At 66.9% G+C, this 19587-nt stretch carries 19 protein-coding genes; 10 read left to right on the top strand and 9 right to left on the bottom strand.

Annotated features, from left to right (window positions below):
* Positions 1–2 precede the first annotated feature (2 nt).
* The 3 genes from RIB52_RS11805 to RIB52_RS11795 all read right to left on the bottom strand — a co-directional run bounded on the left by RIB52_RS11805 (position 3) and on the right by RIB52_RS11795 (position 3179).
* Positions 3–995, bottom strand: coding sequence for a chlorophyllide a reductase iron protein subunit X (locus RIB52_RS11805; protein ID WP_350175759.1), 993 nt, complete (start codon positions 993–995; stop codon positions 3–5).
* A complete protein-coding gene (bchC, locus tag RIB52_RS11800) occupies positions 992–1927 on the bottom strand; it encodes a chlorophyll synthesis pathway protein BchC (protein WP_350175757.1) in 936 nt (311 codons plus the stop codon). The genes RIB52_RS11805 and bchC overlap by 4 nt, the downstream gene beginning before the upstream one ends.
* Positions 1928–2057: 130 nt before the next feature.
* Positions 2058–3179 (bottom strand): methyltransferase, encoded by a 1122-nt coding sequence (locus RIB52_RS11795; protein ID WP_350175755.1) that lies wholly within the window; start codon positions 3177–3179, stop codon positions 2058–2060.
* Between the two features lie 101 nt (positions 3180–3280).
* On the opposite strand from RIB52_RS11795, the gene crtD reads away from it, so the two are divergent.
* Both crtD and RIB52_RS11785 read left to right on the top strand, forming a co-directional pair.
* A complete protein-coding gene (gene crtD, locus RIB52_RS11790; RefSeq protein ID WP_350175753.1) occupies positions 3281–4846 on the top strand; it encodes a 1-hydroxycarotenoid 3,4-desaturase CrtD in 1566 nt (521 codons plus the stop codon).
* The gene (locus RIB52_RS11785; RefSeq protein WP_350175865.1) at positions 4756–5685 is read left to right on the top strand and encodes a carotenoid 1,2-hydratase family protein; all 930 of its coding nucleotides are present in this window, start codon (positions 4756–4758) and stop codon (positions 5683–5685) included. Before crtD ends, RIB52_RS11785 begins: the two co-directional genes overlap by 91 nt.
* 3 nt (positions 5686–5688) lie before the next feature.
* Here RIB52_RS11785 and RIB52_RS11780 read toward each other — a convergent pair whose 3' ends face one another.
* The 5 genes from RIB52_RS11780 to RIB52_RS11760 form a co-directional block, all read right to left on the bottom strand.
* Positions 5689–5841, bottom strand: coding sequence for a hypothetical protein (locus RIB52_RS11780; protein WP_350175751.1), 153 nt, complete (start codon positions 5839–5841; stop codon positions 5689–5691).
* Entirely contained in the window at positions 5838–6731 is an 894-nt protein-coding gene (bchO, locus tag RIB52_RS11775) for an alpha/beta fold hydrolase BchO (RefSeq protein ID WP_350175749.1), read from the bottom strand. Before bchO ends, RIB52_RS11780 begins: the two co-directional genes overlap by 4 nt.
* Entirely contained in the window at positions 6728–8530 is a 1803-nt protein-coding gene (locus RIB52_RS11770) for a magnesium chelatase subunit D (protein ID WP_350175747.1), read from the bottom strand. The genes bchO and RIB52_RS11770 overlap by 4 nt, the downstream gene beginning before the upstream one ends.
* Positions 8527–9528 (bottom strand): magnesium chelatase ATPase subunit I, encoded by a 1002-nt coding sequence (gene bchI, locus RIB52_RS11765; RefSeq protein WP_350175745.1) that lies wholly within the window; start codon positions 9526–9528, stop codon positions 8527–8529. The genes RIB52_RS11770 and bchI overlap by 4 nt, the downstream gene beginning before the upstream one ends.
* Before the next feature lie 97 nt (positions 9529–9625).
* Positions 9626–11239, bottom strand: coding sequence for an ABC transporter permease (locus RIB52_RS11760; RefSeq protein WP_350175743.1), 1614 nt, complete (start codon positions 11237–11239; stop codon positions 9626–9628).
* 137 nt (positions 11240–11376) lie between these two features.
* On the opposite strand from RIB52_RS11760, the gene RIB52_RS11755 reads away from it, so the two are divergent.
* The 8 genes from RIB52_RS11755 to RIB52_RS11720 all read left to right on the top strand — a co-directional run bounded on the left by RIB52_RS11755 (position 11377) and on the right by RIB52_RS11720 (position 19206).
* Positions 11377–12399 (top strand): ABC transporter ATP-binding protein, encoded by a 1023-nt coding sequence (locus tag RIB52_RS11755; protein ID WP_350175741.1) that lies wholly within the window; start codon positions 11377–11379, stop codon positions 12397–12399.
* 112 nt (positions 12400–12511) lie between these two features.
* Positions 12512–13546: a Fe(3+) ABC transporter substrate-binding protein gene (locus RIB52_RS11750; RefSeq protein WP_350175739.1), complete on the top strand. Its 1035-nt coding sequence runs from the start codon at positions 12512–12514 to the stop codon at positions 13544–13546.
* 171 nt (positions 13547–13717) lie between these two features.
* The gene (locus RIB52_RS11745) at positions 13718–14533 is read left to right on the top strand and encodes a ferredoxin--NADP reductase (protein WP_350175737.1); all 816 of its coding nucleotides are present in this window, start codon (positions 13718–13720) and stop codon (positions 14531–14533) included.
* Positions 14534–14590: 57 nt separating this feature from the next.
* Entirely contained in the window at positions 14591–14956 is a 366-nt protein-coding gene (locus RIB52_RS11740) for a hypothetical protein (RefSeq protein WP_350175735.1), read from the top strand.
* Positions 14957–15063: 107 nt separating this feature from the next.
* The gene (locus RIB52_RS11735) at positions 15064–16206 is read left to right on the top strand and encodes an acyl-CoA dehydrogenase family protein (RefSeq protein ID WP_350175733.1); all 1143 of its coding nucleotides are present in this window, start codon (positions 15064–15066) and stop codon (positions 16204–16206) included.
* A 161-nt stretch (positions 16207–16367) separates the two neighbouring features.
* On the top strand, positions 16368–17108 hold the full coding sequence (locus RIB52_RS11730) for an SDR family NAD(P)-dependent oxidoreductase (RefSeq protein ID WP_350175731.1): 741 nt from the start codon (positions 16368–16370) through the stop codon (positions 17106–17108).
* A 246-nt stretch (positions 17109–17354) separates the two neighbouring features.
* Positions 17355–18374: an aldo/keto reductase gene (locus tag RIB52_RS11725; RefSeq protein ID WP_350175729.1), complete on the top strand. Its 1020-nt coding sequence runs from the start codon at positions 17355–17357 to the stop codon at positions 18372–18374.
* Positions 18375–18531: 157 nt separating this feature from the next.
* A complete protein-coding gene (locus RIB52_RS11720; RefSeq protein WP_350175727.1) occupies positions 18532–19206 on the top strand; it encodes a response regulator transcription factor in 675 nt (224 codons plus the stop codon).
* Positions 19207–19327: 121 nt separating this feature from the next.
* Here the strand turns inward: RIB52_RS11720 and RIB52_RS11715 are convergent.
* Positions 19328–19587 (bottom strand): GIY-YIG nuclease family protein (locus RIB52_RS11715; protein ID WP_350175725.1); only part of this gene is annotated, 260 nt, incomplete at its 5' end.

Genomic DNA, 19587 nt, shown 5'->3' with positions numbered 1-19587 from the left:
GCTCAGACCTCCTCGTCGTAGATCACTTCAAGGCTGGGCTTTTCTTCGAAGACGCCGCCGCGCATGTCGGCCTGGGTGGCAGGCACGAGCGTCACATCGCCGCCGGTGTCCTCGGGCTTGAACAGGCCGAGCAGGCCATCCTGGTCAAGCGGCGCGGGCTGGAGCGGCGGGGCGGTGGTGACATTGGCCGAAAGCTCCTCGAACAGGCTGCCCCATTCGCCTTCCGGATGGCCGATGATCTGGTAGTTGGCCGACTTGCGGCGAATGTCCTCATGCGCGGGGATCGCTGTGAGCACGGGGATGCCGACCGCATCGGCAAAGGCCTGGGCCTCGCCCGTGCCATCGTCCTTGTTCACGATCATGCCGGCAACACCGACATTGCCGCCCATCTTGCGGAAATATTCGACCGCATGGCAGACATTGTTCGCCACATAGAGCGACTGCAGGTCGTTCGAGCCGACCACGATTACCTTCTGGCACATGTCGCGCGCGATCGGCAGGCCGAACCCGCCGCACACCACATCGCCGAGAAAGTCGAGCAGGACATAATCGAAGCCCCAGTCATGGAAGCCCAGCTTTTCCAGGGTTTCGAAGCCGTGGATGATCCCGCGTCCGCCGCAACCGCGGCCGACTTCGGGCCCGCCGAGCTCCATCGCGAACACACCGTCGCGCTGGAAGCAGACATCCTCGATGCTGATTTCCTCGCCGGCGAGCTTCTTCTTGGAAGAGGTTTCGATGATCGAAGGGGTCGACTTGCCGCCGAACAGCAGGCTCGTCGTATCCGACTTGGGATCGCAGCCGATCAGCAGGACGCGTTTGCCCTGCTGCGCCATCATGTAGGAGAGGTTGGCAAGCGCGAAGCTCTTGCCCGACCCCCCCTTGCCGTAGATCGCGATGATCTGCGTTTCCTTGGTCACCTCGCCGGTGTGAACCGGATCGGGTTCCTGCGCGGCCTCGTCGCGAAGCGCGGCATCGTGTGATTCGAGCATGGTCATCTGCAATCCCTCCAGTCCAGAACCATTTTCAGGCAAGCGGGATCGCTGAAGGCCTGCGGATAGGCCTCCGTCGCATCCCGCGCCGGACGGCGATTGGTCACCAGTCCGGCAAGGTCGAGCCGACCCGTTTCGATCAGGTCGTGCGTCTGTGCGATGTCGTCCGCCTGCCATTCGGCGGCGATGCGCAGGCGCGCCTCCTTCATGAAGGCGGCTGGGAAGGAAAAGCTCACGCGTTCGGAATAGAAGCCCGCAAGGACGATCTCGCCGCCTTTCGCCATCCGGCCGACCAGGGTGTCGACGAGGTTGGAATCGCCGCTGGCGTCGTAGATCGCGCGGTAATCCTTGCGGTCGTCCGCTTCGGGGTGGATCGCCTCGTAGCCGGTCGCGCCGTGGCAGCGGTCGGGATTGGTTTCCCACACGGTCGGCGCTTCGCCGCCCAGCGCCAGAGTGAGCCGCGCGAGCAGGCGACCGAGCACGCCGTGACCGATGATGAGATCGGGAAGTTCGCCGCCATTGATGGCGTGCAGCGCGGTGGCGGTTAGCGCGCAGAGGACGCCGGCCTCGCCGAGCTCTTCCGGCACGGGCAGGACCCGAGCGGAAGGAACGACGACCTGGCTCGCCGTGCCGCCGAACAGGCCGCGCGCGCCGGAATAGCAGTTCGCGCCGGGCACGAAGACCCAGTCGCCAATCCGCCCTTTCGCCTCATCGCCCGCATCGATGATGCGGCCGACCGATTCGTAACCGGGCACCAGAGGGTATCCCATTCCGGGGAAGGGCGGCATCGCCCCGGTCCAGAGCAGTTTCTCCGTGCCGGTGCTGACACCGCTCCACGCGATTTCGACCACCACATCGCCAGGTTGCACGGGCGTCAGTTCGAGCGAGCGGAGCGCAAGACGCTCCGGCCCTTCGAGAATGACTGCCAATGTGTCCATCCGGCTCGCTCCTGCTTGCCCTGATTTCGAGACGGCTGATGCGCCGACTCGAGCTGGTCGAAACCATGTGTTCCGATCTGTCTGTTAAGCCTTACGTGTAGGACTGTCAAATTTTTTGGACAACGCTCAATCAAGCAGTCGCGACGACGATGCTTGCGATCACGGGCTGCGGGGTGGGGACACTTTTCGCGCTCGAAAATCCGGCCTCCGCCAGCATTGCGCGGATCTCCTTGGCCGAGCGGGCCCGGCCCGAACCCATCGCCCACAGGTAAAGTCCGAAGAAGGCCTCCCCCATCGCCTCTGCGCCGGGCACGCGGGCCATGGGCTCGGCGATCATCAACCGCTTGCCCGGATCGAGCGCGCGGCGGATATTGCGCAGGAGATCGAGCGCGGGTCCGTCATCGTGATCGTGGAGGATGCGAACCAGCGAGACGAGGTCGTAGCCGGGCGGAATCGGATCGCGAAAGAAGTCGCCCGGGTGGAAGGACAGCCGGTCCGGTCCCAGCGTCCGGGAGAGGTCTTCACGCGCCTTTTCCACAACTTCCGGAAGGTCGAACAGGCCGAGTTCCAGGCCCGGACGGGCGCGGCCGACATGGCCGAGAAACGCGCCGTGCCCGCCGCCGACATCGAGCAGCCGCCCGCGTTCGGGAAAGCGGAAGGCGGCGAGGACCTGGTCGGCGACGAATTGCTGCGAGGTCGCCATGAGTCGCGAATACTCGTTCGTCTCGCGCCCGGTTTCAGCCGCGCCGTGGAGCGCGCCGGCATAGGACCAGAAGCGCGACAGCTCGGTCGGCTCGCCTCGATCCGCGCGCAGCAGGTCGAGCGGCGATTCAAGGTCGCGATAGAGCAGGCGGTGGTGGCGGATCATTGCCTGCGTGCCCTCGTCCGCATGCAGTACCGCGCCCTGCTGGCCGAGCATCCAGCCATCCTCGATCACCTCTTCGGCGATGTCGAGCGCGCGCGCCGCGCGCAGGAGGCACAGGGCCGCATCGTGTGAGAGGCCGATCCGTTCGGCGACCTCGCTCGCGCCGATCGGGCCAGTCTTGAGCACGTCGAGCAATTCGCTATCGACCACGGCGCGCAAGATTTGCGAATAGGAAAAGCCCACCACCAGATCGAACATCGTCCCGGCGCGGTGGCGGGCGATTCGCCGGATCAGCGGCAGCTTCGCCGCCCAGTGCTGGAATTTCGGATTCGCGAAGACGGCGTTGCGCCGTGCGGTCCAGCGGACCTTGAACGGCGTGCCCGCCATCAGGAATTCGCGATTTGAGGTGTCATATGTCCAAACAATTGGACAGATGCCGTGACAAGGTCAATAATATTGTCCGTGGGCGTACGAGCCGGGGAGAGTGAATGAGCGCGCGCATCGTCATTGTCGGGGCAGGGATTGGCGGGCTGACAAGCGCCGCCATGCTCGCTGCGCGCGGCCATGCCGTGACCGTGGTCGAGAAGGAGCGTTGGATTGGCGGCAAGGCGCGCCATGTCGAGGTCGACGGGCAGCCCGTCGCTGCCGGTCCCACCGTTTTCACCATGCGCGACGTCTTCGAAGGTCTGTTCAACGATTGCGGCGCGCGGCTCGACGATTTTATAGATGCAAGGCAGGCCGGCATCATAGCGCGCCATGCCTGGGACGACACCGGCTCGCTCGACCTGTTCGCCGATCCGTTGCGCAGCGAGGAGGCGATCGGCGATTTCGCCGGGGCGAAGGCGGCTGCGGGTTACCGCTCCTTCCGCAAGGAGGCGCGGCGTATCTACGAGGTGCTCGACGAGCCCTTCCTGCGCGGCGACAAGAGCTCGACCCCGCTGCCGATGATGTGGCGCATCGGCCTTTTCAATATGGGGGACATGCTCGCAATGCGCCCGTTCGAGAATCTGTGGAAGGCGCTGGGCGAGCATTTCGAGGACCCGCGCCTGCAGCAGCTCTATGGCCGCTATGCAACCTATTGCGGCTCCGACCCGTTCCGCTCGCCCGCGACGCTTATGCTGATCGCCCATACCGAAGCGCGCGGTGTCTGGCTGATCGACGGCGGCATCGCGGCGCTCGCCCAGGGGATAGGCAGGCTGGCCGAGTGCAAGGGTGCGCGGATCCGCACCGGCGAGGCGGTGTCGCACGTCCTCGCGCAGGACGGACGCGCGCGCGGAGTGCGGCTTGCGAGCGGGGAAATGCTCCCCGCCGACATCGTGATCTGCAACGGGGATCCGGCCGCGCTCGCCGAAGGGCGCTTCGGTCCCGAGCCCTCCCGCGCCGTGCCGTCCATGCCCGCTGCCAAGCGCTCGCTTTCGGCGCTCGTGTGGTTCGCCCATGCGACAACAAGCGGCTTCGACCTTACCCATCACAATGTCTTCTTCTCGCGCGACTATTCCCGCGAATTCGAAGAGATTCGTGCCGGGCGCCCGCCGAGCGAGCCGACCGTCTATCTGTGCGCGCAGGATCGCGGCGCGAACGACACGGGCGAGGATCACGACGGCGCGCGCGAGCGCATCCAGATCATCGTCAACGCCCCCGCCAACGGGGACACCCATTCCTATCGACCCGAGGAGACCGAGCAATGCACACGGCAGATGAGGGCGACGCTAGCGCGCTGCGGCCTCGAACTCGAGGACCCTATGCCCCACGAACTCGCGACACCCGCGAGCTGGGAGCGACTGTTCCCGCAAACCGGTGGAGCCCTTTATGGCAGGGCGTCGCACGGCTGGGCGGCCTCCTTCCTGAGGCAGGGGCCGAAAACGCGGCTGAAGGGGCTCTATTGCGCGGGCGGGGCGACTCACCCGGCGGCCGGCGTGCCCATGGCAGCCTTGTCCGGACTGCTGGCGGCAAGGACGATCGCATCGGACCTCGCTTCGACGCGGAGGTTCCACCAGGTGGCTACACCTGGTGGTACGTCGATGCGATCAGCGACAACGGGCAGCACGCCCTGACGATCATCGCCTTCGTCGGCAGCGTCTTCTCGCCCTATTACAAGCGCAGCGGAAGGGACGACCCGATTGATCACTGTGCGCTCAATGTCGCGCTTTACGGACCGGAGGCCCGCTGGGTGATGACCGAGCGACCGCGCGGCAGCGTGACGCGCGAGGCTAATATGCTCGCGATCGGGCCTAGCCGGGTCGAATGGACGGGCGATGCGCTCCACATCCATATCGAGGAACGCGACACGCGCCTGTTCAATCCCGTCCACCGCCCGGTGCGCGGCGTGGTCAAGGTCCATCCCGAGGCGCTCAATCCGACCAGTTTCGCGCTCGACCATGACGAGAAGCACATCTGGCACTGCCTTGCCCCGCGCGCGCGGATTGAGGTCGAGATGGAGAAACCCGGCCTTTCATGGAAGGGCAAGGGCTATTTCGATCACAATCGTGGCTCCGAATCGCTCGAGGACGGCTTTCGCATCTGGCACTGGTCGCGCGCCCATACGAAACGCGGCGCGCTGGTCTGTTACGAAGGCGAGCGGCGCGACGGCTCGCTCTTCGCCAGCGCCATCCGGTTCGACCGGGAAGGCGTGGCCGAGGATGCCGATCTTCCCCCGATCGCCCGCCTGCCGCGCAGCAAGTGGCGCGTCGAACGCAGCGCGCGCTCCGAGATCTCGGTCGCGCGGGTGCGGCGGACATGGGAGGATACGCCCTTCTATGCCCGCTCCGAACTCTCCTCGCATCTCGACGGGGAGGAAGTCGTGGCGGTTCAGGAAAGCCTCGACATGCGGCGCTTCGCCTCTCCGATCGTGCAGTTCATGCTGCCCTACAGGATGCCCCGGCGTAAGAAGTAGGCTTCAGGATGCGTCCTTTTCGCGCTCCGCCGCCTCGCGCGCTTTGCGATCGGCGCGAGTGCGCTTCAGCTCGCGGTCGGTCTTGAGCACTTGCCACACGCCGAAGCCGATCGCGAGGCCGTAGAAGAAGACAAGTTCGATCCAGCCCATATTCATCGGGTTCGCTCCTCGTGGCTGCGCGCGAAATGCCGGATCAGCGCGGCGGCACGCACAGGCTCCTCCTCGTGCGCGAGATGGCCGAGCCCCTCCATCACTTCCAGCGAGGCATTGGGGAGCCATCCTCGTGCCTCGCGCGTCCAGTCGAGGGGGATGGCGGCGTCCTTGTCCGAATGGACCAGCAGGACCGGGTTCGCCACCTCGCCCAGCCGCGTGCGCAGGCGCGGAAGGTCCCAGTTCGCCATCATTGCAAGCGCTCCCTTGGCATGGCGCGGATTGCGCAACAGCGCCGAATAGCATGCAAGGCCGGTTTCATCGATACGCGAGCCGGTCGAACGGCTCAGGAACCGGCCTGCCTCGCCCGGCAGCAGGGTCGTGGCCGAAAAGATGCGCGGCACCAGCGGGTTGACGAACAGCGCCTTGGCGAGCGCGGGAAATACCTGCGCCGCCGGTCCGGGAAAGGGGCGTAGCGCCGAATTGAGACCGATAACCGGGCCGGCAAAGCCGTGGTCGAGCGCAAGCTGGACAGCCAGCGCCGCGCCTGCCGAATGGCCGGCAATGGCAGCGGGGGCTGCGTCGATGTCGCGCAGCAGGCCCGCGATCCGCGCGGCCATGCGCGGAAGCGAGGTGTCGCCCAAATCGTGCCCCCCGGTAAAGGCGTGGCGCGGCAGGTCGATCGCGATGCAATCATGGTCCTCGGCCAGAAGGGGCATGACGTCGCGCCAGGAATGGACCGAGGCCCCGGTCCCGTGGAGCAGCAGGAGCTGGGGGGCGCCCGAAGGACCCATGCGTTGCACGTGCCATTGCGCCCCGCCGGACTGCACGAACATGCTCGCGGCGCGATGCGGCCAGATCCGCCCTTCGCGGCTCCAGTCGAGCGGACGGCTCATGCCGCTGCCCTGCTTGCGCCCGGCTGGGCGGCGGTGATGGCGCTCTGCAGCGTCTTGGCGTCGGCGCGGGGGAGGGCGAGGAAGCGCCCGCGCATCGCCTCGGCCAGTGCCGCCCCCTCACGCGCTGGGCGGGGCGAGATGTCGACCACCAGCGCTTCGATTCCGCGCGCGGCGATGGCCTTTGCCGCAGCTTCGGCATCCTCGCCCGCCTGTTTGCGCCCCGGCTGGCCGGTGGCATCGATATTGCCGCGCCCGTCGGTGAGGATCACGAGGCTCGCCGTGCGCCCCTTCGCAATCACGCTTTCGGCACATTCGCGCGCGGCCGTAAGCCCCAGTGCGAGGGGTGTACCGCCACCGCCGGGCAGGCCGGAAAGCGCCCGCTTCGCGCGGGTGAGCGAACGGGTCGGCGGGAGCAGCAATTCGGCACTGTCCCCGCGAAAGGCGACGAGCGCGACCTCCGAGCGAGTAACATAGGCCTGCGCCAGCATCAGCTCGACCGCGCCCTTGGCCTCGGCGAGGCGCGCGGCGGCCGCCGAGCCGGAGGCATCGACCGCGAAGATGGTGACGCGCGGCGCCTTTTCCTCGTAGCGGCGGATGCGCAGGTCCTCCTTGCGCATGAGGATCGGGGCGTCGCCGGAGCGGCCTTCGGCTTCGCGTTCGCGGCGGCGGACCTGTTGCCAGGGAACGGCGGCGCGCAAGGTGTCGATCAGGGCGAGCCGGTTGCCCCCGCGCGGCATTCCGGGGCGCGCGCCGAGCGGCTTGCCGCGCATCCCCGCTTTCTTCTTCTGCCCGGTTCCGCTCGCGCCCCCGGTGCGGCGCGGGGCATTGCCCTTGGCCAGCTGTTCGAGCAGGTCCTGCGGGATCGCCGCCTCGGCCGCCTCGACCAGCATTTCCTCGAGTTCGTCCTGCTGCTTCTGCCGTTCGTCCTCGCTGGTCTCGTTCTCGCCGCTGTCGGGCTGATCGCTGCTGTCGTCCTGCGGCGGTTCGGGCGGGGGCTGGTCGGGTTCCTGCTCCTGTTGCTCCTGCTCCGGCTCTTCCTGCGGCGGCGGGGGCAGGCGGGTCGCACGCGGGGCGAGGACAAGGCGCGCGGCGGCAGAGAGATCGGTCTCGATCGCCTCGGTCCGCCCGGCCAGCGCGGCATGGGCGCGCGCCGCTTCGCTCGCGAAAAGCAGCGGCCGGAGCGAGACAACGCCCAGTGCTTCCGCCGTCGCGGCAAGGGCGCCCAGCGCATCGTCCCCGAGCGGGGCGACAGTCGCGAGGTCGAGCGTGTCCACTTCGGTGAGGGCGATGTCCTGCCACATGCGCGAGGTCGAAAGATCGCAGGAAAAGGCGAGGCGTTCGATCAGGCTCGTCGGCGGGCTCTCGTCGGGATCGGTGCTGTCGTCGAGCAGGACGAGGGCGGGTGCGCTGTCGCGATCATCGAGCGCCTGGGCGAGCCGACCGGCGACCGAGTCCTCGATCCGTTCGGCCATGGGCGCGACAAGCGCGCCGCCCGCCGCCTCCTCGATCAGGCCCGCTTGCGCCACCGGGCGGCCCGCAGCGAGGCTCGCAGCGATGTCGATCCCGCCGAGCAGGCGCTCGTCGTCGACATGGCCCGGCATGCGCCGCCAGGCGCGGCCCTGCGCCGCGAACCGTTCGCCCAGCGCCGCAAGCAGCGCGTCCCGCGCCGGCCCGCTCCCGCGCAGCACCATCCCGCCGAAACGCGCGGGCGCGGCGAGGAACAGGCGCGCCGCGAGCAGCGCCTCCTCCATCGGATCGGGAGCATCGCGCGCAGGATCTTGCGGCTCGCCCGGGATCATCCGAACAATTCTTCGATCGCGCGCGTGATGCGCACGCCCGAGCCGGTTTCATCCAGCACGTCGCGGCGCAGGCGGTGCCGCAGGGCCGAGGGTGCGACTTCGACCAGGTGTTCGCGCCGCACCTCGCGCGCGCCTTTCAACGCTGCGAGCGCGCGGGCGGCGCGCATGAGGGTAAGCTCGCCGCGCAGACCGTCCGCCCCGACAGCAAGGCACAGTTCGGCCGCATCGCGCAGCAGGTCCTCGCCCGGCACAAGCTTCGCGAGCTTGTTCTTGCCGCGCGCGATCTGCTTGAGGATCTTCTCGTCCTCGTCCGCCCATTTTTCGGAAAAAGCCTGCGGATCGCTTTCGCGCTCGGCCACGAGACGCATGATCTCGATGCGGGTTTCGATCTCGGACGGGGTGCGCACCTCGACCGACAGTCCGAACCGGTCGAGCAGCTGCGGGCGCAATTCGCCTTCCTCGGGATTGCCGCTGCCGATCAGCACGAATTTGGCCGGGTGACGAACCGAAAGCCCCTCGCGCTCGACCACGTTCTCGCCCGAAGCGGCGACGTCGAGCAGGAGGTCGACGAGGTGATCTTCGAGCAGGTTGATCTCGTCGATGTAGAGAAACCCGCGATGCGCTTTCGCCAAAAGGCCCGGCTCGAACCCCTTTTCGCCCGACCGGAGCGCCTTTTCGAGATCGAGGCTACCGATCACCCGGTCCTCTGTCGCGCCGAGCGGGAGGTCGACGAAGGGCACGGCGCGTTTCCTGACGGGTCCGCTGCCGCAGACATCGGGATAGCGCCCGGCCTCTTCCTTCGAGCAGCCATAGGGGCAGTTCTCGATCGCGGAAATCGGCGGGAGCAGGGCGGCCAGCGCGCGGGCCGCCGTCGATTTGCCGGTGCCACGGTCGCCGAAGACCATGACCCCGCCGACACTTGGATCGACCGCTGCGATCAGCAGGGCCTGTTTCATCTCGTCCTGACCGACGATGGCGGAAAAAGGGAAGCGTGACATAGGCCGCCACTTTTAGCCCAAGGGCGCATCCCCGCAAGGGGCGATGGACGCCGGATGGCGACAATATCCCCTTACAAAACGACGCCGATCCCAGTGCTCAGCGGCGCGCCGTGCGGTGGAGCAGGATCACCGGAAGGATCCCCGCCGCCAGCAGGATCAGCGCCGGGATCGACGCCTCGGCGAGCCGCTCGTCGCTGGCGAGGCGATAGGTGCGCGTGGCGAGCGTCTCGAGATTGAACGGCCGCAGGATGAGCGTTGCGGGAAGTTCGCGCAGGGTGTCGATGAAAACCAAGGCGGCCGCGGCCCCGAGGCTCGGGGCGAGCAAGGGCGCATGGATCCGCGCCAGCACCCGCGCCGGCCCTGCGCCGAGCGAACGCGCGGCGGCATCGAGATTGGGCGGGATCGTCGCCATGCCGCTTTCCACGCTGTTATAGGCGACCGTCAGGAACCGCACCGAAAGCGCGTAGATGAGGACGATGCTCGTCCCCGTAAGCAGCAGCCCGCCCGGCGCATAGCCGAGCGTGTCGCGCGCAAGGCGGGTGAGCTCGACATCGAGCGCGCCGAGCGGGGCGAGCAATCCGACCGCGAGCAGCGCGCCCGGCAACGCATAGCCCAAGGTGGCAAGCCGGATTGCGCCGCCGACCAGCGGGCTCGCCGAACGGCTCCGCGCAAAGGCGAGCAGGAGCGAAGCGAGCAGGCAGGCGCAGGCGGTCGCAAGGCCGAGCCACAGGCTGTCCGCGGCATAGCCGGGAAGATCGCGCGTCGCCCCCAGCGCGGCCTCGCTCGTCGCGAGCCCGGCAAGATGAAGCGCCGGGATCACGAAGCCGAGCAGGACCGGGAGCGCGCAGGCAAGGCTCGCCAGCATGCGCCCGCTCGGCGACAGGTCGATCAGCGGCGCTCCGCCGCGCGCGCGTCCATCGCGGCTGTCGCCGCGTCCGGAACGGGTCGAAGCCTCGAGCGCGACGAGGGCGATGACGAAAAGCAGCATGATCGCGGCGAGCTTGAGGGCCGCCTGCTTGTCCCCCATGGCCAGCCAACTTCGGAATATCCCGGTCGAGAATGTGGGGATCGCGAAATATTCGGCGACGCCGAAATCGGCCAGCGTCTCCATCAGCACCAATGCGAGCCCGCCTGCGATGGCGGGGCGGGCGGCGGGCAGGGCGATCCGCCAGAAGGCGCGCGCCGGTGTCGCGCCGAGGCTGCGTGCGGCGCGAAATTGCGCGAGGCTCTGCGCGGCGAAGGCGGCGCGGGCGAGGAGATAGACGTAAGGATAGAGCACGATGGCGAGCACGAACGCAGCGCCCGGCAGCGATCGGACAGGGGGAACCAACCCGCCGGCCCCTTCGCCGGCCATGCCGCGCAGCGCCCCCTGGACCGGCCCCGCATAATCGAGCAGGTCGGCATAGATATAGGCCGCGATATAGGCCGGAACCGCGAGCGGCATGACAAGCGCCCAGCCGAGCGCGCGCCGCCCGGGAAACTCCGCCGCGGTGACGAGCCAGGCACAGCCCACGCCGATGAGGCCCGCCAGCGCCCCGGTCAGAATCATCAGAGCGCTCGTATTGATGAGGTAGCGCGGCAGGACCGATCCCGCCATGTGGACGATCGCCTCCATCCCCCCCGCAGGCGCGGCGGCGAGGATCGCGAGAATCGGCAGCGCGGCAAGCGCGGCGAGCGCGAGGGCGGCCCAGTCCCAGCCGCGCGGTCGCATCGCGGTGCGCTGCAGCGTCCTTTTCGCTTTTGCCGAGCCTTGCGCCGCGCTTGCCTGCTGACCGTCTGTCCGCCTAATGCGGCTCACTTGCACAGCCATTCACGGTCCAACGGGACAGCGGCCATCGGGACAGCGGATTGAGCCTCGAATTTCGACATATCGCCCATGCCTATGGTGAGGTGCAGGCGCTGCGCGATATCGACCTTGTCGCGCCCGCCGGAGAAATCACCTGCCTGCTTGGCTCTTCGGGATGCGGGAAGTCAACCTTGCTCGGCCTTGCCGCCGGGCTGCTCCCGGTCCAGTCCGGTTCGATCGTGCTGGATGGAAAAGTGCTCGCCGACGAAAGCGGCGCGCCCCCGCCCGAAAAGCGCCCGGTGGGGCTGGTCTTCCAGGAAGGCGCGCTTTTCCCGCACATGGACCTTCGCCGCAATATCGCCTTCGGATTGCCAAAGGGGCGGCACGGCGAGATCGAGGGCTGGCTGGAACAGGTCGGGCTGGCCGGGCTCGGCGCGCGTTTTCCGCACGAACTGTCGGGCGGGCAGCAGCAGCGCGCCGCGCTCGCACGGGCGATGGCACCGGGTCCGGCCGTGCTGCTGATGGACGAGCCCTTCGCCAGCGTCGATATCGTGCTGCGCCGCCGCTTGCGCCGCGATTGCCGGATGCTGCTCAAGGAGCGCGGCGCGACCACGATCCTCGTCACCCATGACCCAGCCGAAGCGCTCGATATCGGGGACCGGATAGCGGTGATGGAGGCCGGACGGATCGTCCAGTTCGGCACTCCGGTGGAGCTGCACGAGACCCCGCAAGCCGCCTCGGTCGGGGCGATGTTCTCGGGCGCGCAGGTCGTCCCGGCCGAACGGCGGGGAGAGGCGCTCTCGACCGCGTTCGGTGACTGGCCGGTCGACTGCGTTTCCGGGGCGCTGCCCGATTCAGCGCGGCTCGACCTGCTGGTCCATGCGCGCGCGCTCGATCTCGAGCCCGATCCGCAGGGCCTGCCGATACGCGACCTGCACGCGCTCGGCGACGGGACAATGCGGGTGCTGCTGCGCGAAGACGGCGCGCGCGACCTTGCGATCGAGACGGGCGAGCCACCCCGGCCGGGTGGGCGGTTCCGGGTCGTGCCCCATGCGGGCACGGTGCGCGCTTTCGCGGCGGATTAGCAGCGCCGGGGCGAGCGTCATAATTCGCTTGCAAGCGACGCTTTCATAATGCAACGCATTCGCAAGTAGCGGCGAGCGTCTCTCCGGCTCGCCGCCGGGACAAGGATTTACGATGTTGCGCTTCCTCCTCGCCGGCGCTCTCGCGCTCTCGCTCGCCGCCTGTTCGCAAAGCGGTGAAGGTCCGTCTCCGGGCGACAACGGCGAAGTGAACATCTATTCTTCGCGCCATTACGACACCGATCTCAGGCTCTACGAGGACTTTTCCGAACAGACGGGCATCAAGGTCAACCGGATCGAGGCCGGGGCCGATGCGCTGATCGAGAAGATCGTGAGCGAGGGCGAATTTTCGCCCGCCGACCTTCTCGTCACGGTCGATGCCGGGCGACTGTGGCGGGCCGAGGAAGCGGGCATTCTCGACCCCGTCGATTCCGAAGTCCTGGCCAAGCGACTGCCTGCAAACCTGCGCCACCCGGACGGGCTGTGGTTCGGCCTGTCCACCCGCGCGCGGGTCATCATCTACGACGCATCGCAAGGCCGGCCCGAGGGGCTGGAGACCTATGCCGACCTCGCCGACCCGAAATTCCGCGGGGACATTTGCGTGCGCTCATCTTCGAACATCTACAACATCTCGCTGCTGTCCAGCATCGTTGCGCACAAGGGAGAAGGGGCGGCGGAGCAATGGGCGCAGGGCGTCGTCGCCAATTTCGCGCGCGCGCCGCAGGGCAACGACACCAGCCAGATCGAGGCGGTCGCGGCGGGCGAGTGCCGCCTCTCCATCGTCAACACCTATTACCTCGCACGGTATGCCGGGGGGGACGAGGCCGAACGCGCCATGTTCGACAAGGTGGGCGTGATCTTCCCCAACCAGGACAGCACCGGAACGCATGTCAATGTGAGCGGCGCGGGCGTGGTGAAGGGCGCACCCAACCGCGCGAACGCGATCCGTTTTCTCGAATATCTCACCTCGGACAGCGCCCAGCGCTACTTCGCCGACGGCAACAACGAATATCCCGCCGTCGCCGGGCTGGAGGCCACGTCCACGGTCGAACGGCTCGGCGAGTTTCGCGCGGACGAACTCGATGTCGCACAGATCGGGGAAAACCAGCGCACGGCGGTGGAAATCTTCGATCGCGCCGGGTGGAACTGACCCCATGCGCAGCGCGCGGCCTGTTGTCTTCGATCAAGGCGCGCTATGGACCGTGCGCGCAAAACTACCTTGCGGCGCGCGGGCTAACAGGCCATGTCGCCGCCCGACATAATCGGCGCCGCGCCTGCGCCGTCCGCCCTCAACCAACGCATTTTCGCGAGGCAGCCCCAAGTGAACCAGCCCATTATCGACCGCGACCAGTTCACCGAAAGCTCCGCGCTCACCGTGGAGACGATCACCCATGTCCACCACTGGAACGAAAGCCTGTTCAGCCTCAAGATGACCCGGCCGGCGAGCTTCCGCTTCCGTTCGGGCGAATTCATCATGATCGGCCTGCCGCAGGAAAACGGCAAGCCGCTGCTGCGCGCCTATTCGATGGCGAGCCCGTCCTATGCCGAGGAGCTCGAATTCCTCTCGATCAAGGTGCAGGACGGCCCGCTGACCTCGCGCCTCCAGCACATCAAGGAAGGCGACCCGATCTATCTCGGCAAGAAGCCGACCGGCACTCTCGTCACCGATGCGCTGCTGCCGGGCAAGCGGCTGTTCATGCTTTCGACCGGCACGGGCCTTGCCCCTTTCATGAGCCTCGTGCGCGATCCGGAAGTCTATGCGATGTATGACGAGGTGATCGTCGTCCACTCGGTCCGCCAGGTCGCCGATCTCGCCTATCGCGAACTCCTAGAATCGAAGCTCGAGGGCGATCCCCTGCTCGAGGACGAGGACCGCGAGCGGATGATCTATGTCCCCACCGTCACGCGCGAGCCGTTCCGCACGCAGGGCCGCATCCAGGCGCTGATCGACGACGGGCGCCTGTTCGAACAGTCGAAGGGGCCGCAGCGTTTCGTGCCCGACGATGACCGCGTGATGCTGTGCGGCTCGATGGCGATGATCAAGGACCACGCCGCCGATCTCGAACGCCGCGGCTTCACCGAGGGCAGCAACGCCCAGCCCGGCCAGTTCGTGATCGAGCGCGCGTTCGTGGGCTGACGCGGCTTCATCGGGCATTCAGGAAGCGGGGCGCAGCTTTCCGGTGAGGAGAAAACCATGCGACTTCGCCTTTTGCCCGCGCTGACCGTTGCAGCAGCCATCCTTCTCCCCGCCACCGCCTCGGCCCAGCAGGAACGTGCCTCGCCCCTGCCGAGCTACACTCTCGTCCAGCTTTCGGCGAAGGCCTCGCAGGTCGCGCCGGCGGACTTCGAGGCCCTGAGCGAAGCGATCACCTCCTGCAGTGAGGCGGTGAGGCTGGCCAATTCGCAAGGCTGGCAGGCACAGCGCAAGCGGTTCGTGCACCAGTCCGAACTGCCGCCCGTGCTCCGCCCGGTCGTGCAGGACGTGCCGACGGGCAAGGCCACACCGGTCCTCAGCGAGCGCGGCGAGGCGCTCCACGTCTTGGTGGTCTGCAACCGATAGGCTGCTGCTTTCCGCCGCGCGCGGACTTGCACCTTTCGCGCTTTACAATTCCGCTCCGCTTCGGCCAGGTTGCGTCCTGCAACGCACAGCCGGAGAGGGATACCGCAATGCTCGATACGTCGTACCGCACCGCCTATAACGAGGACCACGAAGCGTTCCGCGACACCGTTCGCAAGGTCTTCGCCCAGCACCTCACCCCCGATCTCGACAAGCACGAGGAAGAAGGCATTGTCGGGCGCGACGTGTGGAAGGCCGTGGGCGAGGCAGGCCTGCTTTGCCCCACGGTCAAGGAGGAGAATGGCGGGCTCGGCCTCGATTTCGGGTTCAACTGCGTGCTGACCGAGGAAATCAGCTATCTCGGCTCCTCGGCGGGCTTCACCCTCCAGAACGACATCACGGCCAATTATTTCGAGCGGCTCGGCACCCCCGAACAGCGCGAGAAATACCTGCCCGGCATGGTCTCGGGCGATGTCATCACCGCGATCGCGATGACCGAACCGGGCGCGGGCAGCGACCTGCAGGGCATCCGCACCACCGCGAAGAAGGACGGCAACCACCTCGTCATCAACGGGTCGAAGACATACATCACCAACGGCCAGAACGCCGACGTTGTGATCGTGGTCGCCAAGACCGATCCCGAAAAGGGCGCAAAGGGCACGTCGCTGGTGCTGGTCGATGCCGACACGCCGGGTTTCGAGCGGGGGCGCAATCTCGACAAGATCGGGCAGCATTCCGCCGACACATCGGAGCTGTTCTTCAACGATTGCCGCGTGCCGATGACCAATATCCTCGGCGCGGAGAACATGGGCTTCGTCCACCTGATGGAGGAATTGCCGCAGGAACGCCTCGGCATCGCGGTCGGCGCGCAGGCCGCCGCGCAGCGCGCCTTCGACGAAGCGGTGAAGTTCACCAAGGACCGCAAGGCTTTCGGCAAGACCGTGTTCGAATTCCAGAACACCAAGTTCACGCTTGCCGACCTCAAGGCGAAGATCCAGGTCGGCTGGGCGCATCTCGACTGGGCGATCAGGAAACACCTCGCAGGCGAGCTCACCACCGACGAGGCGAGCGCCGCCAAGCTGTGGCACACCGACCTGCAATGGGAAGCGGTCGACACCGCGCTGCAGCTGCACGGCGGGGCGGGCTACATGAACGAATACGCCATCGCCCGCCTGTGGCGCGACGCGCGCGTGACCCGGATTTTCGGCGGCACGAACGAGATCATGAAGGAAGTGATCTCCCGGTCGATCTGACCTCATCCTCCCCTCCCCGCGGGGAAGTGGATCGAGGGGTGGGGGTGCGGCGTTAGTTCTGCGCGGGCCGCCGGAACCACCCCCAACCCCCGATGTCCATCCCCGCGAAAGCGGGCATGGGAAAGACGAGGCTTCTCGCGCCGCGACGAAAGGCAATAGCCATGACCGACCCCCTCGATTTCAATGGAAAACGCGTCCTCGTCATCGGCGGCTCTTCCGGCATCGGCAACGGCATCGCGCAGGGCTTTCGTGGGCGAGACGCGGAAGTCATCGTCACCGGGACGCGGCCCGATTCAGGCGACTATCTCGAAGCCGAGGACAGCGATTTTACCGGCCTTGAATACGAACGCCTCGACGTGACGGACCGCTCCGCCGCCGACGCGCTGGCGGAGAGGATCGGCCCGATCGATGTGCTCGTCCAGTCGCAGGGCGTGGTGCGCTACAAGCGGGCCGAGTTCACTCGCGAGGGCTGGGACGCGGTGGTCGATGTCAACCTGAACTCGGTGATGGATGCAGCCCGCGCCTTTCACTCGGGCCTTGCCGAGAAGGACGGCACGATGATCGTCGTGTCCTCTGTCGCGGCGTTCAAATCGACCATCGGCACGCCCGCCTATGCCGCGTCCAAGGCGGGCGCGGCGAGCCTCGTCAAGACATTGGGCGAGGCATGGGCGCGCGACAGGATCAGGGTCAACGGCATCGCCCCGGGCCTTGTCCCGACCAAGCTCACGAGCGTCACAACAGACCATCCCGAACGGCGCGAGGCGAGCCTGCGCGCGATTCCCCTGAACCGCATGGGGACGCCCGAGGACATGGCCGGGGTCGCGCTGTTCCTCGCCTCGCCGCTAGCGGCCTACATGACCGGGCAGACGCTGGTGGTGGACGGCGGGCTGACGCTGTCGTGAGCGGAACCGGCGGCGCGCGCTTTCCTACCGCCGGGACAGCTGCCAGTCTTCGATCATGCGAAATCGAAACCGGAAAAAGCCCCCTGTCCCCCTGTCCGTCCGCTTCGGATTCTATGCATTTTCCCGTTATATATCAAGGTTTTGAAAGCGAATAAGTAAAGTGACAGGGTGTAAACTTTGTCACCTTTTCCCGCTCGGGCCTGCGCCGCAGAGACCGCCCGAACCCGCCTGAAAGGAGAAAGCCCCATGCAATTCACCCGCCTCGGCCCCACCGGTCTCGCCGTTTCGCGCCTTTGCCTCGGCTGCATGAGCTATGGCGACACCACCAAGGGCTGGCACGGCGACTGGCTGCTGGGCGAGGAGGACGCGCGCCCCTTCTTCCGCGCCGCTCTCGAAGCGGGGATCAATTTCTTCGACACCGCCAATGGCTATTCGGGCGGCACGTCGGAGGAAATCACCGGCAAACTCCTGCGCGAAATGGCCCAGCGCGATGAAATCGTGGTCGCGACCAAGGCTTTCATTCCGTGGCGGGGCGCGCCCAATACTGGCGGGCTTTCGCGCAAATCGCTGATGCAGGCGGTCGATGACAGCCTGAGGCGGCTCGGCATGGATTACATCGACCTTTACCAGATCCACCGCTGGGACGAACACACCCCGATCGAGGAGACGATGGAGGCGCTCCACGATATCAGACAAGCGGGCAAGGTGCGCTATATCGGCGCCTCGTCCATGTATGCGTGGCAATTCGCCAAGGCGCAGGAGACCGCCCGCGCCAATGGCTGGACGCCGTTCATTGCGATGCAGAACCAGCTCAATCTGCTCTACCGCGAAGAAGAGCGCGAAATGCTTCCCCTGTGCGAGGACGAGGGCGTGGGCGTCATTCCGTGGTCGCCGCTCGCGCGCGGGCGACTGGCCCGGCCGCGGGGCGAAGAGACGGTGCGTTCGAGGACCGACGGTTTCGGCAATACGATCTATCCCGAGGACGAGGCCGACAATGCCGTGATCGACGCGCTCGCCCGGATTGCAGAGAAGCGCGGCGAGCCGATGGCGAGCCTCGCGCTGGCCTGGCATTTCACGCACGCCCCCGTTGCCTCGCCGATCATAGGTGCGACGAAGCCGCGTCACATTTCGGATGCCGCCCGCGCGCTCGAAATCAGCCTGTCGGACGAGGAAATTGCCGCGCTCGAGGCGCCCTATCGCCCCAAGTGGCCGACCGCGATGGCAATGCCGCTGCCGCGCAATCCGACGGTCAGCGTGCGCGATTGAACCGGATCTCCCGGCTCGCGCCGCAAAGCCGCGCGAAACAGCGCTGTTCTGCCAATATGACAGGGCTTTCGCGCCCATCACCCGGGCGTCACGATTGCGTCACACCGCTCGGCCAAGCCTCCGTGTGCAACCGGGCGGGGCGTGGCGCGATTTGGGCATGGACGTCATCAACATCTTCCTCACCAGCGACCTCGCGGACAGTCTCGAGGATTTCGTCCACGACCAGTGCCGTTTCACTTTCGACCGGCTCGGCCCGGCCGGGCCCGAAAGGCTGGTCGAGGGGCCGATGTGGGCCTTCGTCGACTGGGTGATGGACGATCTTGCCGGGCTCGAAATGTGTCGCCGCCTGCGCGCCGACCCGCGCACGAGCGAGGCGCATGTGACCATGGTGCTCGAAGAGGACGACAGCGAGGATCGCCGCCGCGCTCTGAAGGCCGGGGCGGACGATTACATGGTCGGCCCGCTGACCCGCACCGCAGTGCTCGACCGGGTGCTCGCGCTGCAGAACCGCAACGGCGAACGCCATGCGACCCGCCGCTACGAAGTCGGGCCGCTGGCGATCGACATGGCCGCGCTGCAGGCGCGCTGGGACGGCGAACCGATCCAGCTGCGCCCCAACGAATTCCGACTGCTACGCTTCTTTGCCGAGCACCCGAACCGCGTGCTTTCGCGCGAGGATCTCATCACTGGCCTGGGCAAACGCGAACCACCGATCGACGAGCGCACCGTGGACGTCTGGGTCGGCCGCCTGCGCCGCGCGATCAAGGCCGCGGGCGGCGGCAACCCGCTGCGCACGGTGCGCTCGATGGGCTATGTCTTCGACCTGAATTGAGCGGCAGGGCAGGGCGGACAGGCGGCTAAGGGCGGTGTGAGGCCAGAAGCGGACTGCCCGCTAACGACTCCATCGCCGCCATCTATTTCACGCGTCGCCCCGTGCTTGACACGGGGCTCGGCTAATCTTCCAACGCCTTTGAGGCGAACCAGCTTTCCCACAGGTCGTCCCAATCGGGATTTTCGGCTTCGATCAGCGCGAATTTCCATTCCCGCCGCCACTTCTTGACGAGCTTTTCAAGCGCGATCGCCTGTTCGATATTCTCATGGCGCTCGACATAGACGAGCCGCCGCTTGCCAAAGTCGGCGACGTGCTTTGAACCGATCCCCTCGCGGTGCTGGTGGACCCGCCTGATGAGATCGGAAGAAACCCCTACATACA

Source organism: Erythrobacter sp. (genome assembly GCF_040217515.1).
Lineage (GTDB): Bacteria > Pseudomonadota > Alphaproteobacteria > Sphingomonadales > Sphingomonadaceae > Erythrobacter.
The sequence above is the reverse complement of the archived record's forward strand: the minus strand, read 5'-3'. Positions and strand labels throughout refer to the sequence as shown.

Coding starts and splice junctions, on each gene's coding strand:
- RIB52_RS11805 (WP_350175759.1), bottom strand. CDS start 995: ATGACCATGCTCGAATCACACGATGCCGCGCTTCGCGACGAGGCCGCG.
- bchC (WP_350175757.1), bottom strand. CDS start 1,927: ATGGACACATTGGCAGTCATTCTCGAAGGGCCGGAGCGTCTTGCGCTC.
- RIB52_RS11795 (WP_350175755.1), bottom strand. CDS start 3,179: ATGGCGGGCACGCCGTTCAAGGTCCGCTGGACCGCACGGCGCAACGCC.
- crtD (WP_350175753.1), top strand. CDS start 3,281: ATGAGCGCGCGCATCGTCATTGTCGGGGCAGGGATTGGCGGGCTGACA.
- RIB52_RS11780 (WP_350175751.1), bottom strand. CDS start 5,841: ATGAATATGGGCTGGATCGAACTTGTCTTCTTCTACGGCCTCGCGATC.
- bchO (WP_350175749.1), bottom strand. CDS start 6,731: ATGAGCCGTCCGCTCGACTGGAGCCGCGAAGGGCGGATCTGGCCGCAT.
- RIB52_RS11770 (WP_350175747.1), bottom strand. CDS start 8,530: ATGATCCCGGGCGAGCCGCAAGATCCTGCGCGCGATGCTCCCGATCCG.
- bchI (WP_350175745.1), bottom strand. CDS start 9,528: ATGTCACGCTTCCCTTTTTCCGCCATCGTCGGTCAGGACGAGATGAAA.
- RIB52_RS11760 (WP_350175743.1), bottom strand. CDS start 11,239: ATGCGACCGCGCGGCTGGGACTGGGCCGCCCTCGCGCTCGCCGCGCTT.
- RIB52_RS11750 (WP_350175739.1), top strand. CDS start 12,512: ATGTTGCGCTTCCTCCTCGCCGGCGCTCTCGCGCTCTCGCTCGCCGCC.
- RIB52_RS11740 (WP_350175735.1), top strand. CDS start 14,591: ATGCGACTTCGCCTTTTGCCCGCGCTGACCGTTGCAGCAGCCATCCTT.
- RIB52_RS11735 (WP_350175733.1), top strand. CDS start 15,064: ATGCTCGATACGTCGTACCGCACCGCCTATAACGAGGACCACGAAGCG.
- RIB52_RS11730 (WP_350175731.1), top strand. CDS start 16,368: ATGACCGACCCCCTCGATTTCAATGGAAAACGCGTCCTCGTCATCGGC.
- RIB52_RS11725 (WP_350175729.1), top strand. CDS start 17,355: ATGCAATTCACCCGCCTCGGCCCCACCGGTCTCGCCGTTTCGCGCCTT.
- RIB52_RS11720 (WP_350175727.1), top strand. CDS start 18,532: ATGGACGTCATCAACATCTTCCTCACCAGCGACCTCGCGGACAGTCTC.